Consider the following 16,921-nt stretch of genomic DNA (forward strand, 5'->3'; position numbering starts at 1 on the left):
TTCCTACCAGTCATCATCTGTATCAGAGTCATAAAGTGCATTTGTAACTGCATCTGAATCTAATAAGAATAAAGCATTATTAATTACTTCATCACCCTCTTCTAAGCCATCAAGTATTTCGTATTTGTAAGAAGATAACCTTTTTGCTTCAACCTTTACAGGTTCAAACTCTTTTTTAGAAATAGGCTTAAATACATAGTGTTCACTTCCTTTTGATAAAACTGCTGTTTTAGGAAGTGTAAGCATAGTTTTTTGAGTAGATTTTAGTTTAACATTTCCAAACATATTTGGATAAAGTTTTAAATCTTTGTTATCAACTACAAATCTTACATCAACACTTTTATCTTTTTCATCTACATTTGGATAAATATAATCAAGTTTTGTTTTAATAGGAGTAGCTATTCCATCCACATAAACTAAAGCTTCCATTTCATCTTTTAAAAAGTTCAAATCTTTTTGGTAAATATTTGCAATAAACCAAAGTTTTTCTATATTTGCAAGCTGTAATAAAAGGTTACCTTTTTTTATGGCACCTTTGTCATTTATATTTTTTTGTAAAACTATTGAATTTATAGGCGAGTATACTTTTATTCCTTCATAAGAAAGCTTTGCATTTTTTATTTTTTGTAGCTCTTTTTTATTTATATCTAAAGCTTTCAATCTCTCTAAAGTACTTAAATAAAGGGCTTTATTAACTTTTTTTGCGATTTGTAACTCTTTTTGAATTGAGTAAATCTCATCTGAATAAACTTGAAAAAGCTCTTCATTTTTCTTCACTTTCATAAAAGTTTTATTTGCATTTAAATTTGTAATAAACCCATCAAATCTAGTAACCACATCAACTACTTTTGACTCATCAATTGCCATCTTTCCATAAAAGCTTTTTGTTATTGAAACCTCTTCTTGTTTAACTTTTACTGTTTTTCTATTAAATAACTGTTCAACTTCTATAATTTTTGCATTTAAATTTGTAAAAATAAATATTGATAAAAAAATTGCACTTTTTAAATAAAACTTCTGCATTTATTAATCCTCTAAAGTATAATATTTTGTTTTTGAATAGTTTGAAAAGTACTCAAACTTTTCATCAAGGGCTTTTATCTCAAATGAGATTAACTCATTTAGATTTTTGATTAAAGCTTGTGGCTTTACACTTGAAAAACTATTGTAGTTTTCAAGGTTTTTCTGGATTTTATTTTTCAGTGGTAAAACCTGTTTTTTAATTAGCTCATAGTTTACATAAGCACTATTTGCATTGTTTATATAAGTTTTAAGTTCAGTTTGTAAAACTCTTTTTGAATCATCAAGTTTTGAAGAGACTTTACTTGATTCAAACTTTGCTTTTAAAGATTTCACACTTTGAGTATTGTTTATAGCCAAAGGAATATTCACAGAAATATTTGCATAATCTTCAAACTTGCTATCTCTATTAAAATAAGTCACATTTAACTTAATATCTGGGATTTCATTTGCTTTTTCAAGCTTTGAAAGATACATATATCTTTTTGACTTTACATACTCTTGCTTTATAATTGGATGTTCATCACTATTCATATTTAAAGCTAGTTTAGAAAGATTTTCTATTTTTGTTTGAGTAATCTCATCTATTTTCATATAAGAAATCTGTTCTAACTTTAAATATAAATTATCAATTAGATTCTTTAATTTTTGTTTTTGTATCTGCACATTTAAAAACAAAACTTTTGTATCAAGTATTTCATTTTGTGTAGCTTTCCCAAACTCATAAAGAGATTTTGATAAAGACTCTAATGTTTTGATATTTTTTTCATACTCATTTAGTAGTTTTAGCTTCTTTTCTAAAACTACTATTGAGTATGCTAATTCATAAATTTTTGCTTTTAACTTTAACTTTTTATCTTCTAATACTAAAGACTTTATTTGCATGTCTTTTAAAGCGATTTTCTCTTTTATTTCTAACTTATCATTTGTAGGTATAACTTGAGAAAGTCCGATAAAAGAAGCCTGCATTGCTTCTTTATCTCTTTTAAAAGGCTTAGTAAAATGAATATCATTAAAACCTAAACTTAAAACTGGATCACTCCATTTTGAAGCTAGTTTTATATTCTCATTTGCCACTTTAATAGAGTGATTTAAACTTCTTAAATCACTACTATTTTGTAAACTATTTGAAACGATTTCATCTATTGATACAGCAAAACTAAAAGATGTACATAAAGTTAATGTTAAAGCTAGCTTTTTCATTATAAGTTCACGCTTCCTCTTACAGTATGAACTTTTCCTTCTTTAGTTTTAAACTTTAGTTGATACTGCCAAGTTCCGCCCATAGAGAAGTTAATCATCATTTTATATTTGTCATTTACTAGTTTTGCTTTATCTGTGTATTCCATATATGGCATACCTGGCATTTCTGGCATAAAAAACTTTGATTTAACTTTTGCGTTTGTTATTGCTTGTCCATCTTTAGATAATTCTACAAAAATATCATTATCACCAACAACTAAAGATTTTTCAGAAGTTAATTTAATAGTATAACCATCCTTTTCTCCTGTTTGAGAAACTGGTTCTGCACTTAAAATACCAACTGCAAATAACATTGCTACTAAAACTTTGAAAATTGACTTCATTTAAGACTCCTAAATTTTTATTTTAGGAATCTTATCTTTTTTATATGTAGTTTGTGTGGAGTTAAAATTTTAATTTAAAAGTAGTTGATTTTTGGTACTCTGAACTTACTTCAACTCTTATATTATAGTATTTACAAATATCACTTACGATATTTAAACCAAGTCCAAAACCGCCTTGTTCATTAGTGGCTCTATAGTATCTGTTGAAAATATCATTTACTTTTTCTTTTTTTATACCTATTCCCGTATCTTCAACTGTCAAAATGCCATCTTTTAAAGATATATAAATTGTTCCATTTATTTTATTGTATTTCAATGCATTTGAGATTAGATTATTTGCTACTCTGATAAAATCATCTTTATCTATTTGAAAATTAAAATCCTCAAGTTGAGTTTTTATTTCAACTCTTTTTTTATTTGCTAAAGGAATAAAATACTCTAACTGTTCTTCAATAAGCTCTTTTAGATTATAGTTCTGTACGTTTCTATTTTTATCTTTATCTTGTAAAAAAATATATGTTAAATCTTTATATATCTCTGATACTCGTTGTGCACTAAGTCTTATACGTTCAATCTTTTTCTCATTTAAACTTGTACTTTCTGTAGACATCATAATAGCACTAATTGGTGTATTTAATTCATGTGTAGTATCTTTAATAAAGTTGTTTAACTTTAATCTTTCTTCTTTAATTGGCTTCAAAAACAGTTTTGCTAAATAGTAACCTGTTAAGAAAACAAAAGAGTAAACTAATAAAAAGAATAAAGCTATATCTAGCTTAAGTTTTTTGACCTTTTTATGGAATAAATTTTCTTCAATAGCTATATAATAAACACCCAAATGTCCTAAGGTAGAGTCATCAACTAAAATAAAATGTTCTTTATGAATTACAATCTCTTTTGAGAAATCTATTTCATCATTTAAATTCCCAAAAATCTTTTTTTTATTTTCATTATAAAAAGATATCTTGTAATCTTTTGTATCTAAAATATCTGTTGTATCAAAGTTTGTATTTGTCATATGTGCATATATTATCTTTGAAGATATTTGAGAAACAATATTTTGCATGTTTGATTTTATTAAATCAAAATATAATCTTTTTTCATTTTGAAAATAAAAAAATGCAATTAAAAGCATTAATATTAAAGAAGAACCTAAATAAAGACCTAAAAATCTAAAAAATGTTCTCTTTTCACTTCTTGTTAAATCTATAACCTATTCCTCTTGTATTTGATATATACTCTTCACCAATATATTTTCTTATATTTTTTATATAAGTCCTAATTGTTGAGTCAGATGGTATTTCTTCATATATCCAGATATTATTACATAATTCTTCTATACTTACATGTCTCATATGATTTTTTATTAAATAAGATAAAACTTCAAACTCTTTTTTTGCCAAATGTTTTTCTTTGCCATGATTTATTATTTTTAATTCTGAACTATCTAATAAAATATTCTCATCAATCTTTATAATATTTGAAGAAGAGATATTATGCAATCTTTTTTGATTTTCTATTCTTAAATTTAGTTCTTTTAACTCAAAAGGTTTTTTTATATAATCATCACAACCTGATCTAAACCCCTCTTCCATATCTTCCAATAAATTTGCTGAAGTTATAAAAATAGCAGGTGTTTTTATCTCTTTTTCTCTTAGCTCTTTTAAAAGAGTAAAACCATTTATATTAGGTACATTTACATCTAAAAGTAATAAATCAAAAGTCTTTGAATATAAAAGTTCTTGAGCAGATTCACCATCAAAACATACAGTTACTTCATAACCTTGTTCTTCTAAAAACTCTTCAATTATCTCATTTAATACAAAATCGTCTTCTAATAATAATATTTTCATACTAATCCTTATTATTTTTTATTGTAACATAATTTTTTTATAAAAATAAGCTAAATATTACTCCACACAAAATCCACACTATCCTTCTATAATGAAAAAAAGGAGCTATCATGTTTGCATATATGGATATGAATATGACTATATTTCATGGCTTTGCCATGTTTATATTTTGGATTATCATCTTTTTTATTTTATTTTCATTATTAAATAAAAAGGAACATAAAAAAGACTCAGCAATTGAAATATTGCAAAAACGTTTGGCAAAAGGTGAAATCTCTAAAGAGCAATATGAAGAAATCAAAAAAACATTAAGACAGGAGCATTAAATGAAAAAAATCATTTTATCATCACTACTATTAGCTACATCAATCTTCGCTATGGAAGGAAAAGAAATGACAGTTTACAAATCACCTTACTGTGGGTGCTGTACAAAATGGATTGATATTATGAAGGAAAAAGGGTTTAAAGTAAAAACTATTATGTCTAATAATATGAATGAAATAAAAGCTAATGTTGGAATTACTCCTAAAACTGCTTCATGTCATACAGCCTTAGTTGATGGTTATGTAATAGAAGGGCATGTAAACTATAGTGCGGTAAAAAAAATGCTAACTCAAAAACCTAATATAGTAGGGATTACAGTTCAGGGAATGCCTATTGGAAGTCCAGGTATGGAGCAAGGAAATATGAAACAAGCCTACAATATTTTAGCAATTAAAAATGATGGTTCTACAGATATTTATGAGAAACACTAAAGGCAATATATGAAAATAAAACTTTTAATCCTAACTATAATTAGTTTCTTTTTTTTACTATTTTATCTTGAATATAACTCATCAAAAGTTGATGATATAACAAATAGATGGTATACAAAAGAGCAAGTTGTTTTTGGAGAGAAAGTGTTTTCACAAAACTGTGCAAGTTGTCATGGTTATAAGGCAGAAAAAACTATTGAGTGGAAAAAAACTCTACCTGATGGCTCATATCCACCTCCACCATTAAATGACAAAGCTCATGCTTGGCATCATCCAAAATGGCAATTATTAGAGATTATTTCAAAAGGTGGAGCTCTTTATGATGGAAAAATGCCTGCTTTTGAAGATAAACTTTCAAAAGAAGAGAAAGAGGCAGCCATAGCATATTTTCAATCTTTTTGGGAAGATAAATATTATAACTTATGGTTAGAATATGGTGGATTGAAAGATAAATGAAAATCTTACTTTTAGAAGATGATTTCATCCTAAATGAAATAATTGAAGAATTTTTACTATCATTGAAATATGAAGTAACTGTTTGTTTTGATGGTCAAGATGCACTTGAAATAATCTATGAAGAACAATTTGACCTTTTTTTATTTGATGTTAATGTACCAAATCTTAATGGATTTGACTTACTAAAAGAGTTAAAAACACAGAACATAAATACAGCTTCAATATTTATAACATCTAGAAATATGCCTGAAGATTTAAAACTTGGATTTAATTTAGGTTGCGATGATTACATAAAAAAACCTTTTGATTTAAGTGAATTACAACTAAGAATTGAAAATATTAAAAGATTGCGTAATATTAAAGATTATGGGATAATAAGAATTACAAAAGATATTAATTATAATACAAAATCAAAAACAATAATTAATAAAACAGATAAATATGATTTATCCCATATAGAATCTAAGATATTTGAATATCTACTAAAAAACAAAAATAGACCTTTATCTATAGAAGAAATTTCAATTAATAATTGGGCTTATGATGATATTCCTGAAAGTAGTACTATTCGAACTTATATCAAAAATTTAAGAAAAAAAATGAATAAAGATATCATTTCTACAATGAAAAATATTGGTTATAAGCTAAATATTGAGGATTAATTAAAAAGCAGATATTCTGCTTTTTAATCTAAATCTTCTTCTGGATAAAGAGCATCAAGCACATCTTTAGAGATAGTTATTTTAGATGGTTGAATACTCTTATTTTTATGAAATTCTTTATGCATTTTAATACATTCATCTTTATTCATCATATGAGTATCATTTGCAAATAGACTTCCTGCCATTACACTTGATAGTAAAACTGTTGATACTAATTTTTTCATTTCTAATCCTTTATTTTGTATTTTATGTATTATAGAAAAAGCATATGGAAGCAATGTGGAATATTATTTATAAGTTTTACATCTATTTTATTTTCATAGTTATTTATTAATTTTATAACAGTTTATATAACCAAATGATACTTTTTAGTGCTATAATTTTTTATATAGCACTTAGGAAAAGGATTCATTATGGAAAAGAAATCTAGTTTCGGTAAAAAATTATTATTACAAGTTTTAGGTGCAACTATACTTGTATTCTCAATAACAATGTATTTTGTTTCTAGTTACTCCTACAGTACAGCTCAAGAAGATGCTAGAAAATATCTAAAAGAACTTGCTTCTAAACATGCCCAAAATATTAAAGGACAAATTGAACAATCGATTATTGTAACAAGAGGATTAGCTTCTCAATTTGAACAGGCAATTGCTCATAATACAAGAATGAATGAAAAGGAAACTATCAACTTTTTCAAGTCTATTCTTGAACATAACAATAATATAATTGGTGTTTGGTTTAAAGTAAAAGAAAAAGGAAGTTTCTTTGATGTTTTACCTGAAGGCATGAAAAAAGCAGGATATGATAAAACAGGTCAATTTAACCCTTATGTAGTTAGATCAAAAGGTTCTTATGTTTTAGATACAGGCTCTGTTTATAATGATGATTTAGAATGGATAAAAGGACCTAGAGAAGCTAGAAAAACTTTTATCACAAAACCATATAAATATCCAGTTGATGGAGTTGAAGTTCTTATGACAACAGTTGCAATTCCTATGTATAAAGATGGTGTTTTCTTAGGTTCAATTGGTGTTGATATTGTACTTGATACTTTTGCAAAAATGGCTAATTCTATAAAAGTTTTTGATACGGGTTATACTTTCTTGATAGATAATTATGGAATTATGTTAGGGCATAAAAATAAAGATTATCTAGGAAAAGATATATTAGAAATTACTAATAATTCGCAAGACTATATAAACTTATTAAGTAATTCAAAACAAAATAAATCTTATTCATTTACTAAAGTATCTGAAAATACAGGAAATGAATCATTTTACTACTCTACTCCTTTTGAATTAAAAGGAACAGGTAAATATTGGAACTTCATAGTTTTAGCTCCAACTAAAGAGTATTTAGGAAATGCCATATTTATCAGAAATTTTTCAATCCTAGCAGGTATTATTGGTCTGATTTTAATTGCAGGTGTTATTTACATATCAGTTAGAAAACTAAATACAAATCTAAATAGTATCTCTGTTGGACTTGAAGGATTTTTTAAATACCTAAATAAAGAATCATCAACAACTAATGCTATCTCTATTAATAGTAGCGATGAGTTTGGTGTTATGGCATACTCTATCAATAGTAATATTGAAAAGATCAAAGTAGGAATTGAACAAGACAATAGATTAATTGAAGAAGTTAAAGGCGTTGTAAATACTGTTAGTCAAGGACTTTTAGATAAAAGAATCAATAGTTCAACTACAACAGAATCACTAAATGAACTAAAAGAGCTATTAAACTCTATGCTTAATAATTTAGAAAGTTTAGTGGGGCAAGACTTAAATAAAATAAGTGAAGTATTATCTAAATATACACAAAGAGATTTTACTGCAAAATTAGACTCAAGTTCTTCTGGTAAAATTGGAAATGAAATCATTGAAATGAATAAAATGATTACGCAAATGCTTAAAGATAGTGAAGAAGACGGTATTTCTTTACAAAATAGTTCAGATGAATTAACTCAAAATGTTAGAACATTAAGTAATAATGCTACTTCACAAGCAAGTTCACTTGAAGAGACAGCTGCATCTATAGATGAAATTACAAGTAATATTGAACAAACAAATCAAAAAGCTCAAGAAATGCTTAGTATATCAAATCAGACTAAAACATCTGCAAGTGAAGGTCAAAACTTAGCAAATCAAACAGTTAAAGCTATGGATGAAATCAATGATACAGTTGTTGCTATTAATGATGCAATTTCTGTTATTGATCAAATTGCATTCCAAACAAATATTCTTTCACTAAACGCAGCGGTTGAAGCAGCAACAGCAGGTGAAGCAGGAAAAGGTTTTGCAGTTGTTGCACAAGAAGTAAGAAATCTTGCAAGTAGATCAGCAGAAGCTGCTAAAGAGATAAAAGAGTTAGTTGAAACAGCTACAGTTAAAGCAAATACAGGTAAAGGTATTAGTAGTAAAATGATTGAAGGGTTTAATCAATTAGATGAAAAGATTGTAGAAACAAGTAAACTAATTGATGATGTTACGCACGCAGCAAACGAACAAACAATAGGAATGACTCAAATTGCTGATGCGGTAGGACAATTAGATCAATTTACTCAACAAAATGCTGCTATTGCTGATAAAACTAATTCTATTGCCCATGAAACAAATAAAATTGCCTCTGAAGTTGTTGAAAATGTTAATAAAAACAATTTTGAAGGTAAAGGTATTGCAAAACGACAAAAACCATCTTCAAATTCTAATGAAATTAAAGTAAAAGAGATTAAGCCTATTAAAATTGATAAAAACTCTTCTACAAAAACAACAACTATAAAAAGTAATATAAAAGATTCTGATGATGAATGGGAAAGCTTTTAAAATAAAAAAGCCTTAGGTAAAATACCTAAGGCTTTTCTTTATTATTAGAAAAAGTGTTCCGACTAGAATTGTCTTCTAGGTCTTTCTTCTCTTGGTTTAGCTTCGTTAACTCTTAAAGTTCTACCTTCACATTCATTACCATTTAATGCTTCGATAGCTTCACTTCCTGCTTCAGATGAATTCATTTCAACAAAACCGAAACCTTTAGATCTTCCAGTTTCTCTATCCATGATAACTTTTGCACTTTTAACTTCGCCAAATTTAGCAAAAACTTCTTCTAAATCCTTATCTGCCATTCTGTATGACAAATTTCCAACATAAATGTTCATCTTAATTTTTCCTTTATTTAAGTATAAACATTATGCCTTATTATGAAATAATAATCAAGAGAGTTTAACTACTCTTTTCCAAAATTTTTAGCTATTGCGTTATTAATTCTACTTTTTGTCTCTTCAAAGCCTAAAATAGCTGTAATATCATAAACAGAAGGAGCTTGAGTTCCACCTGTTAAAGCAATTCTAATTGGCTGGAATAATTGTGGGAATTTTAAACCATTTTCTTCAATAAATGGTTTTGTAATTGCTTCATAATCAGGAGCAATATGTAATGAATCTTTATTTGCTTCAAGTAAAGCTAAATAGTCATTTAACATTTCAATAGTTCCCTCTTTAACAAATTTCTTAGTTCCTTTTGCTTCATATTCAGTAGGAACTTCTAAAATATTGTTAATTGCATCTTTTAATTCAATTAGTGTTTGAGCTCTCTCTTTACATAAATCTAAAAGCATCTCTTTTTTATCATGTCCATCTAAAGTACAATCAAAGAACTCTAGCTCTTTTGCTAATCTTTCATTTGATACATTTTTAATGTAGTGAGCGTTTAACCATAAAAGTTTTTCTGCATTATAAGCAGATGCTGATTTATTAATATTATTTGGATCAAATAGCTCTAACATCTCGTCCATTGAGAAGATTTCTTGATCTCCATTTGACCAACCTAATCTAACTAAGAAGTTAAGTAATGCTTCTGGTAAATATCCATCTCTTTTATATTGCATAACATCCATCGCACCATCTCTTTTAGATAGTTTTTTACCTTGAGGGTTGTTAATCATAGGCATATGATAGAATTTTGGTACATCAAAACCTAAAGCATTATAAATTACGATTTGTTTTGGAGTATTTGATAAGTGGTCATCACCTCTTAATACATCTGTCATTCCCATTAAATGGTCATCAATAGCAACAACAAAGTTATAAATAGGCATACCATTTGCTCTTGCAATTACAAAATCATCTACTTGAGATGCATCAAAACTCATCTTACCTTTTACACCATCTTCAAACTCAATTTTTCCCTCAGTTGGAGCTTTGATTCTAATAACTGGCTCAACTCCCTCTGGAATAGCAGGAAGAGTTTTCCCCTCTTCTGGTCTCCAAGTACCATCATATCTTGGGTTTTCTTTTGCCGCTTCTTGTTTTGCTCTTAAAGCATCAAGTTCTTCTCTTGACATATAACATTTATATGCTTTACCCTCTTCTAATAGCTGAGCAATATATTTTTTATAAATATCTGTTCTTTTTGATTGATATTCAATTTCACAGTCACTTGGCATTCCAACCCATTCAAAAGCTTCAAGAATAGCTCTTACTGCATCTTCATTATTTCTTTGTGTATCTGTATCTTCAATTCTTAATTTAAACTCACCACCAGTTTTCTTTGCCCAAAGGTAGCTATATAAAGCTGTTCTAAGCCCTCCAATGTGTAAGTATCCTGTTGGACTTGGTGCAAATCTTGTAATTGCCATTTTAAATTAATTCTCCTCTTCTTTATCTTCTTTATTACTTATATAAAAACCTATTGCTGAAACTACTACCACTACTACTATAAAAACTAAAAGTGCTATCTCAAGTGTTGCCATTTGCTTCCTTTTCCTTTAGCTGACCACATGCAGCTGAAATATCAAGCCCCTTTGACTCTCTTATAGTACAAATAAGTCCCCTGTCATTTAAAAAGTCTTTGAATTTTATCATATCTTTTTCTTCTGGTCGCTGATATGTTGTTCCAGGATATGGATTAAAGTAAATTAAATTCACTTTTGCATGAATTCCATTTAATAAAACAAGTAGTTTTCTTGCTGCTTCAATAGAGTCATTCTTACCTTTTATTACAAGATATTCAAACATAACTTTTTTTCTTGTATCAACTGGGAATTTTTTAACAGCATCAATAATTGAAGCAATATTATAAGCCTTATTCATAGGAATAAGTTCACTTCTTAAATCATCATCAACAGCATGAAGAGAAATAGCAAGTTGTATTCCTAAATCTTTTTCACCAAGTTTTTCAATCTTTGAAGCTACCCCTGATGTTGAAACAGTTTGTCTTCTTCTATTTATTGATAAACCATCTTCTTCTGAGAATATCTGAACAGCTTTAGTAAAGTTGTTAAAGTTATCAAGTGGTTCACCCATTCCCATGTATACGATATTTAAAGACTTGTTTTCAGGGATATCATTATCTCTTTTGATATTTACAATTTGTGCTATATATTCACCAACTGTAAGGTTTCTAACAAAACCACCTTTTGCTGTAAGACAAAAAGTACATCCTACTTTACATCCTACTTGTGATGAAATACAAACAGTATATTGTTCACTTCTTTGGATATTTCCATCTTCATCAATTTTTTTCTTTTTCATTAAAAGCAATACAGCTTCTACTGTATGCCCATCTCTTAATTTAAATAAATACTTAATACTTCCATCTCTACTTTGTTCTTTCTTTACGATTTCCATAATATCAATAGGATATTCATCTTTAAGTGTTTGCTTTAAATCATTTGGGATATTCTTCATCTCATCATAAGATGAAGCATAGTTTTTATATAGCCAGTTATATACTTGCTTTGCTCTAAATGCAGGTTTTAAAGTACCTTTTAATTCATCTAAAGTAAAGTCATATATAGAAGCTTCTGCAAATTTTGACATATTTTCTACTCTTATTTTATAATTTGTTTTTCTAATAAATAGTTTGTTAGTTTTTCCATTGCTACTTTATGATTCTTCATAAAATCTTCATGGGCATTTTCATCTGTAAAGTTTGTAACTACAAAAATTCCTGCAACTGGTATTTCAAACTGTTTGGCAACTTGAAGTACAGAGAAGTACTCCATATTTTCAATACCTATTCCATACTCTTTAAAGTTTTTTGTAAGCTCTTTATTTGTTGATATATAGTTTGACGAATTTACGATAGTATCATTTCTAGCAAACTTATTTTCAGACTCTAAAACATTATCTAATGGTGTATATGAACTATTTGTTAAGAAACTAAGTTCTATATTCGAAGCTCTTTTTGATTCAACAATATCAAATATTTTATGTTCTCCATATGAACCTGCACTTCCTATAAATAGTAAGTAATCAGGTTTATCAAATAGACATTGTCTTGTAAGATTTATAGCTGATTCTACAAGCCCTACTCCAATTGGTGTTGCAAATGGAAATACTTCATTTCTTCCTGCACAAACTATCATTATTTACACTCCATTACAATACTTGGATTTAATGATATAGTTTTATCACTATTTACAGGAGCTAAATCAGAAGCAGCCTTTGTTGCCATTGCCATTGTTTCATTTCTTAAGAAATTATTTCTTACTACATTATTTATATTTATATCTTTTAACTCACAAGTTTTAAAAAGTTTAGCACTTAAAGCTTTACTATAATCATTTGCCCAAGTAATAACTTCAATTCTTAATAAATCAACTGATCTTTCGTATAGTTCTTCACTAATTTGCCATGATAAATTAGAAATATTAACTTTTACTTTTCTAGTATCAACTCTTTTCTTTAAGGCTATTAAATCTTCAATAAATTTATTTATTTTTTTCGCATCTGTTGATTGAATTTCATATCTTAATGTACCAACATACCCCATAAACTCTTGTTTGTTTTTGTAGTATCTATACATTGGGTTTAAAATATATGAACCATTTTTTTTGATAATTGTGTCATTATCTTTTATAAAACTATTAAATCTATCTATATTAATATTAATAAAGTTTTCATCATCTGCTTCTACATTTACAGATACAAATGTTTTTAATACATCAGGAGTAACTACACTTGAAAACTTCTTATTAAAACTTATATCATATGAAAATAGTTGTAATGGCAATAAACAAAATAGTGCCATTATCATCATTTTTCTAATCATTATTAAATCCTTACGGGAATATTGTTATCTCTTAAATATCTTTTTAAATCCATAATATCAATCTCTTTGAAGTGGAAAATTGAAGCAGCTAATGCAGCACTTGCTCCATGGTCAAACGCTTCTTTCATATGCTCCATAGTTCCAGCTCCACCACTTGCAATAACAGGAATATCAACTAAAGATGAAACTTGTTCTGTAATATTAAGTTCAAAACCTGTTTTTGCACCATCTGTGTCCATTGAAGTTAATAGGATTTCACCAGCACCTCTATCATAAACCTCTTTAGCCCATTGTAGTGCATCAATACCTGTATCTTCTCTACCACCTTTTACAAAAACGTGGTAAGAACCATCTTCTACTTTTTTTACATCAATGGCAACTACAATACATTGACTTCCAAATCTTTTTGCACCCTCATTAATAAAATCAGGGTTTGTCACTGCTGAAGAGTTAATTGAAACTTTATCACAACCTACATTTAAAAGCTTATAAATATCATCTAGTTTTCTAATTCCTCCACCAACAGTTAAAGGAATAAAAACCTCTTTAGCTACTTCTTTAACAATATCTACAATAGTTCCTCTATTTTCATGACTTGCTGTAATATCTAAAAATGTTATCTCATCAGCACCCTCATTGTTGTATCTTTTAGCTACTTCAACAGGATCTCCTGCATCTCTTAAACCTACAAAGTTTACACCTTTTACTACTCTTCCATTATCAACATCTAAACATGGTATTATTCTTTTTGCAAAATTACTCAAATAAATTCCTTTATTATAACTAGTATTTATCTTATCTAATTGTAAGTTAAAAACAGATATACTCTTCGTCATAATGGAAAAAGTAATAGCAAAGAAAAAATACGGACAAAATTTTTTAATTGATTCATCGATTTTAGGAAAGATCATCCAATCGATGCCCAATAATGACAATCATCTCGTAGAGATTGGGCCTGGATTAGGTGATTTGACTAAATACTTAGTCAAGTACAAAGATACAACTGCTTATGAAGTAGATACCGATTTAATTGGTATTTTAGAATCGAAATTTAAAGAGCAAATAGAGCAAGGGAAACTAAAACTGATCCACACTGACGTTTTAGAGGCTTGGGATAAGCAAGGAACCTTGAATAATGGTAAATATGACATGATTGCAAACTTACCATACTATATTGCAACAAATATTATATTAAGAGCGTTAGAAGACAAAACTTGTGAACATATTATAGTTATGATTCAAAAAGAAGTTGCTCAAAAGTTTACTGCAAATGTAAATGATAAAGAGTACTCATCTTTAGGAATTATAAATGAGCTTTTATCAATTGAGTCAAGGATACTATTTGATGTACCTCCTGAATCATTTGATCCTCCGCCAAAAGTAATGTCTTCTATACTTTATATAAAAAAAGATATGAGTAAAACTATTGATAACGACTTTAAAAAGTTTTTAAAAGCTTGTTTCACACAACCAAGAAAAAAACTTTCTAAAAATCTAAGTTCAGTAGTAGATAAGGAAACTCTTTCTTCTATATATGAAGAGCTAGAAATAGATTCTAATATTAGACCTCATGAAGTAAGTTCATCTTTGTATAGCCAAATGTATACAAAGGTTAAAAATGGAAGAGACTAAGCAAGAAGAGACTGTTGTAGTAAAAGAAGAAGTTAAATCTGAAGAAAATAAAACTGCTCCTAAAAATCAAGATAAAAAAGAACAAAGAAAACCGGCTGCTAATCAAAACAGAAAAAGAAAACCTAGACCTAAACAACCATTAAAAGGGCAGGGTTGGATTAATGATTTAAAAAAAGCACATTTAATCAATGAAAAAATTCATAAAGATAGATTAAACCCTCACTATAAATTAAATCTAAATACTAATGCAAAAGTTAGAATTACTCCACTTGGAGGTTTAGGTGAAATTGGTGGAAACATGATGGTAATGGAGACTGAGAAGTCTGCGATTATTGTTGATGTTGGTATGAGTTTCCCTGATGATGATATGCACGGTGTGGATATCTTAATCCCTGATTTTACATATATTAGACAAATCAAAGATAAGATTGCTGGTATTGTAATTACACATGGACATGAAGATCATATTGGTGCAATGCCTTATTTATTTAAAGAGATGCAATTCCCTGTTTATGGTACATCATTACCATTAGAAATGATTGGTTCAAAATTTGATGAACACAAAATGAGAGAGCATAGAAAACTATTTAGAGCTATTCAAAAAAGAACACCTATTAAAATAGGGGACTTTGAAGTTGAATGGATGCATATTACTCACTCAATTATTGATTCATCAGCAATTGCAGTAAAAACTGAAGCTGGAACTATTATTCATACTGGTGACTTTAAAATTGACCATACACCAATTGATGGTTACCCAACAGATTTACATAGATTAGCACAATATGGAGAAGAGGGTGTTTTATTATTAACATCAGACTCTACTAACTCACATTCTCCAGGATTCACAAAAACTGAAAAATCAGTTGGTCCTACTTTTGAGAGAATTTTTGCATCAGCAAAAGGAAGAGTTATTATGTCTACATTCTCTTCAAATATTCACAGAGTTGCACAAGCTATTGAAAAAGGTTTAAAATACAACAGAAAAATCTGTGTTATTGGAAGATCAATGGAGAAAAACCTTGATATTGCTATGTCTTTAGGATATATCAAATTTCCAAAAGATCAATTTATTGATCCACATGAAGTTAATAAATATAATGACAATGAAGTATTAATCGTAACTACTGGTTCTCAAGGTGAATCTATGTCAGCTCTTTACAGAATGGCAATTCATGAACACAGACATATTAAGATAAAACCAACAGATCAAATTATTTTATCTGCAAAAGCAATTCCTGGAAATGAAGGAAGTGTATCTGGTATTATTAACCACTTATTAAAAGCTGGTGCTAAAGTTGCATACCAAGACTTTACAGATATTCACGTATCAGGTCACGCTGCGCAAGAAGAGCAAAAATTAATGCTTAGACTTGTTAAGCCTAAATTTTTTATGCCAGTTCATGGTGAGTACAATCATGCACTTAAACATGGTCAAACAGGAATTGAGTGTGGAATTTTAGAGAGAAACTTATACATTATGAGTGATGGGGAACAAGTTGAAGTATCTCCAAAATATCTTAAAAAAGTAAAAACAGTTAAAACTGGTAAAGTGTATATTGATAATCAATTAAACCACAAAATCTCTGATGATATTGTAATTGATAGACAAACTATGGCAAACGAGGGTGTTGTTATGATTGTTGCTCAAATTAATGAGAATGATAGAACATTAGCTCAAAAACCAAAAGTAGCATCATTTGGATTAGTTCCTGATAAACAAGATAGATTCTTTGCAAAAGAGATTGAAGATTTATTAACAACATTTTTAACAAATGCAAAACCAGGTATTTTCAAAAATACTAGAGTTTTAGAAGATGAATTAAGAAAAGTAGTAAGAAAACACTGTATTAGAAAATACAAAAAATATCCTATGATTGTTCCAACAATATTTGTACAATAATATAA

Annotated in this window: 19 protein-coding genes; 7 read left to right on the top strand and 12 right to left on the bottom strand. The window is 28.1% G+C overall.

All coding sequences use genetic code 11. The features are described 5' to 3' along the window. Positions 1 to 3 precede the first annotated feature (3 nt). The 5 genes from ACH5BF_RS03255 to ACH5BF_RS03275 all read right to left on the bottom strand — a co-directional run bounded on the left by ACH5BF_RS03255 (position 4) and on the right by ACH5BF_RS03275 (position 4,459). Entirely contained in the window at positions 4 to 1,023 is a 1,020-nt protein-coding gene (locus ACH5BF_RS03255) for an efflux RND transporter periplasmic adaptor subunit (protein ID WP_423272668.1), read from the bottom strand. 3 nt (positions 1,024 to 1,026) lie between these two features. Continuing rightward, positions 1,027 to 2,223, bottom strand: coding sequence for a TolC family protein (locus ACH5BF_RS03260; protein WP_423272670.1), 1,197 nt, complete (start codon positions 2,221 to 2,223; stop codon positions 1,027 to 1,029). Beyond that, positions 2,223 to 2,606 (bottom strand): FixH family protein, encoded by a 384-nt coding sequence (locus ACH5BF_RS03265; protein WP_423272672.1) that lies wholly within the window; start codon positions 2,604 to 2,606, stop codon positions 2,223 to 2,225. Before ACH5BF_RS03265 ends, ACH5BF_RS03260 begins: the two co-directional genes overlap by 1 nt. A 61-nt stretch (positions 2,607 to 2,667) precedes the next feature. Continuing rightward, on the bottom strand, positions 2,668 to 3,741 hold the full coding sequence (locus tag ACH5BF_RS03270) for a sensor histidine kinase (protein ID WP_423272674.1): 1,074 nt from the start codon (positions 3,739 to 3,741) through the stop codon (positions 2,668 to 2,670). 55 nt (positions 3,742 to 3,796) lie between these two features. Next, complete coding sequence (locus tag ACH5BF_RS03275; protein WP_423272677.1) at positions 3,797 to 4,459, bottom strand: response regulator transcription factor; 663 nt, start codon at positions 4,457 to 4,459, stop codon at positions 3,797 to 3,799. A 110-nt stretch (positions 4,460 to 4,569) separates the two neighbouring features. Here ACH5BF_RS03275 and ACH5BF_RS03280 point away from each other — a divergent pair, with 110 nt between their 5' ends. Genes ACH5BF_RS03280 through ACH5BF_RS03295 form a run of 4 tightly spaced genes read left to right on the top strand, consistent with a single transcriptional unit; the run spans position 4,570 to position 6,332 of the window. Beyond that, on the top strand, positions 4,570 to 4,785 hold the full coding sequence (locus ACH5BF_RS03280) for an SHOCT domain-containing protein (RefSeq protein ID WP_423272679.1): 216 nt from the start codon (positions 4,570 to 4,572) through the stop codon (positions 4,783 to 4,785). Continuing rightward, positions 4,786 to 5,214 carry a DUF411 domain-containing protein gene (locus tag ACH5BF_RS03285; RefSeq protein ID WP_423272682.1) on the top strand — a complete coding sequence of 143 codons (429 nt, stop codon included), beginning with the start codon at positions 4,786 to 4,788 and terminating at the stop codon, positions 5,212 to 5,214. Between the two features lie 9 nt (positions 5,215 to 5,223). Next, positions 5,224 to 5,670 carry a c-type cytochrome gene (locus tag ACH5BF_RS03290; protein ID WP_423272685.1) on the top strand — a complete coding sequence of 149 codons (447 nt, stop codon included), beginning with the start codon at positions 5,224 to 5,226 and terminating at the stop codon, positions 5,668 to 5,670. After that, positions 5,667 to 6,332 carry a response regulator transcription factor gene (locus tag ACH5BF_RS03295; RefSeq protein WP_423272687.1) on the top strand — a complete coding sequence of 222 codons (666 nt, stop codon included), beginning with the start codon at positions 5,667 to 5,669 and terminating at the stop codon, positions 6,330 to 6,332. The genes ACH5BF_RS03290 and ACH5BF_RS03295 overlap by 4 nt, the downstream gene beginning before the upstream one ends. 23 nt (positions 6,333 to 6,355) lie before the next feature. Here ACH5BF_RS03295 and ACH5BF_RS03300 read toward each other — a convergent pair whose 3' ends face one another. After that, positions 6,356 to 6,556, bottom strand: a complete 201-nt coding sequence (locus tag ACH5BF_RS03300; RefSeq protein WP_423272690.1) for a hypothetical protein — start codon at positions 6,554 to 6,556, stop codon at positions 6,356 to 6,358. Between the two features lie 189 nt (positions 6,557 to 6,745). On the opposite strand from ACH5BF_RS03300, the gene ACH5BF_RS03305 reads away from it, so the two are divergent. Continuing rightward, a complete protein-coding gene (locus tag ACH5BF_RS03305; RefSeq protein WP_423272693.1) occupies positions 6,746 to 9,157 on the top strand; it encodes a methyl-accepting chemotaxis protein in 2,412 nt (803 codons plus the stop codon). Between the two features lie 62 nt (positions 9,158 to 9,219). Here ACH5BF_RS03305 and rbp read toward each other — a convergent pair whose 3' ends face one another. The 6 genes from rbp to hisF all read right to left on the bottom strand — a co-directional run bounded on the left by rbp (position 9,220) and on the right by hisF (position 14,145). Next, positions 9,220 to 9,486: an RNA-binding regulator gene (gene rbp / locus ACH5BF_RS03310; protein WP_423272695.1), complete on the bottom strand. Its 267-nt coding sequence runs from the start codon at positions 9,484 to 9,486 to the stop codon at positions 9,220 to 9,222. Between the two features lie 68 nt (positions 9,487 to 9,554). After that, on the bottom strand, positions 9,555 to 10,964 hold the full coding sequence (gene gltX / locus ACH5BF_RS03315) for a glutamate--tRNA ligase (protein ID WP_423272697.1): 1,410 nt from the start codon (positions 10,962 to 10,964) through the stop codon (positions 9,555 to 9,557). A 100-nt stretch (positions 10,965 to 11,064) separates the two neighbouring features. Then, positions 11,065 to 12,147, bottom strand: coding sequence for a dual-specificity RNA methyltransferase RlmN (gene rlmN / locus ACH5BF_RS03320; RefSeq protein ID WP_423272699.1), 1,083 nt, complete (start codon positions 12,145 to 12,147; stop codon positions 11,065 to 11,067). Between the two features lie 11 nt (positions 12,148 to 12,158). After that, positions 12,159 to 12,695, bottom strand: coding sequence for a phosphorylase family protein (locus ACH5BF_RS03325; RefSeq protein ID WP_423272701.1), 537 nt, complete (start codon positions 12,693 to 12,695; stop codon positions 12,159 to 12,161). Then, positions 12,695 to 13,381 (bottom strand): SIMPL domain-containing protein, encoded by a 687-nt coding sequence (locus ACH5BF_RS03330; protein WP_423272704.1) that lies wholly within the window; start codon positions 13,379 to 13,381, stop codon positions 12,695 to 12,697. Before ACH5BF_RS03330 ends, ACH5BF_RS03325 begins: the two co-directional genes overlap by 1 nt. Positions 13,382 to 13,383: 2 nt before the next feature. Beyond that, positions 13,384 to 14,145, bottom strand: coding sequence for an imidazole glycerol phosphate synthase subunit HisF (gene hisF, locus ACH5BF_RS03335; RefSeq protein WP_423272706.1), 762 nt, complete (start codon positions 14,143 to 14,145; stop codon positions 13,384 to 13,386). Between the two features lie 73 nt (positions 14,146 to 14,218). Between hisF and rsmA the strand changes: the two genes are divergently transcribed. Both rsmA and ACH5BF_RS03345 read left to right on the top strand, forming a co-directional pair. Then, the gene (rsmA, locus tag ACH5BF_RS03340) at positions 14,219 to 15,013 is read left to right on the top strand and encodes a 16S rRNA (adenine(1518)-N(6)/adenine(1519)-N(6))-dimethyltransferase RsmA (protein WP_423272708.1); all 795 of its coding nucleotides are present in this window, start codon (positions 14,219 to 14,221) and stop codon (positions 15,011 to 15,013) included. Beyond that, positions 15,000 to 16,916, top strand: coding sequence for a ribonuclease J (locus ACH5BF_RS03345; protein ID WP_423272710.1), 1,917 nt, complete (start codon positions 15,000 to 15,002; stop codon positions 16,914 to 16,916). Before rsmA ends, ACH5BF_RS03345 begins: the two co-directional genes overlap by 14 nt. Positions 16,917 to 16,921 lie beyond the last annotated feature (5 nt).

The sequence above is a fragment of the Arcobacter pernae genome (assembly GCF_049472135.1).
Taxonomy (GTDB): Bacteria; Campylobacterota; Campylobacteria; order Campylobacterales; family Arcobacteraceae; genus Arcobacter_B.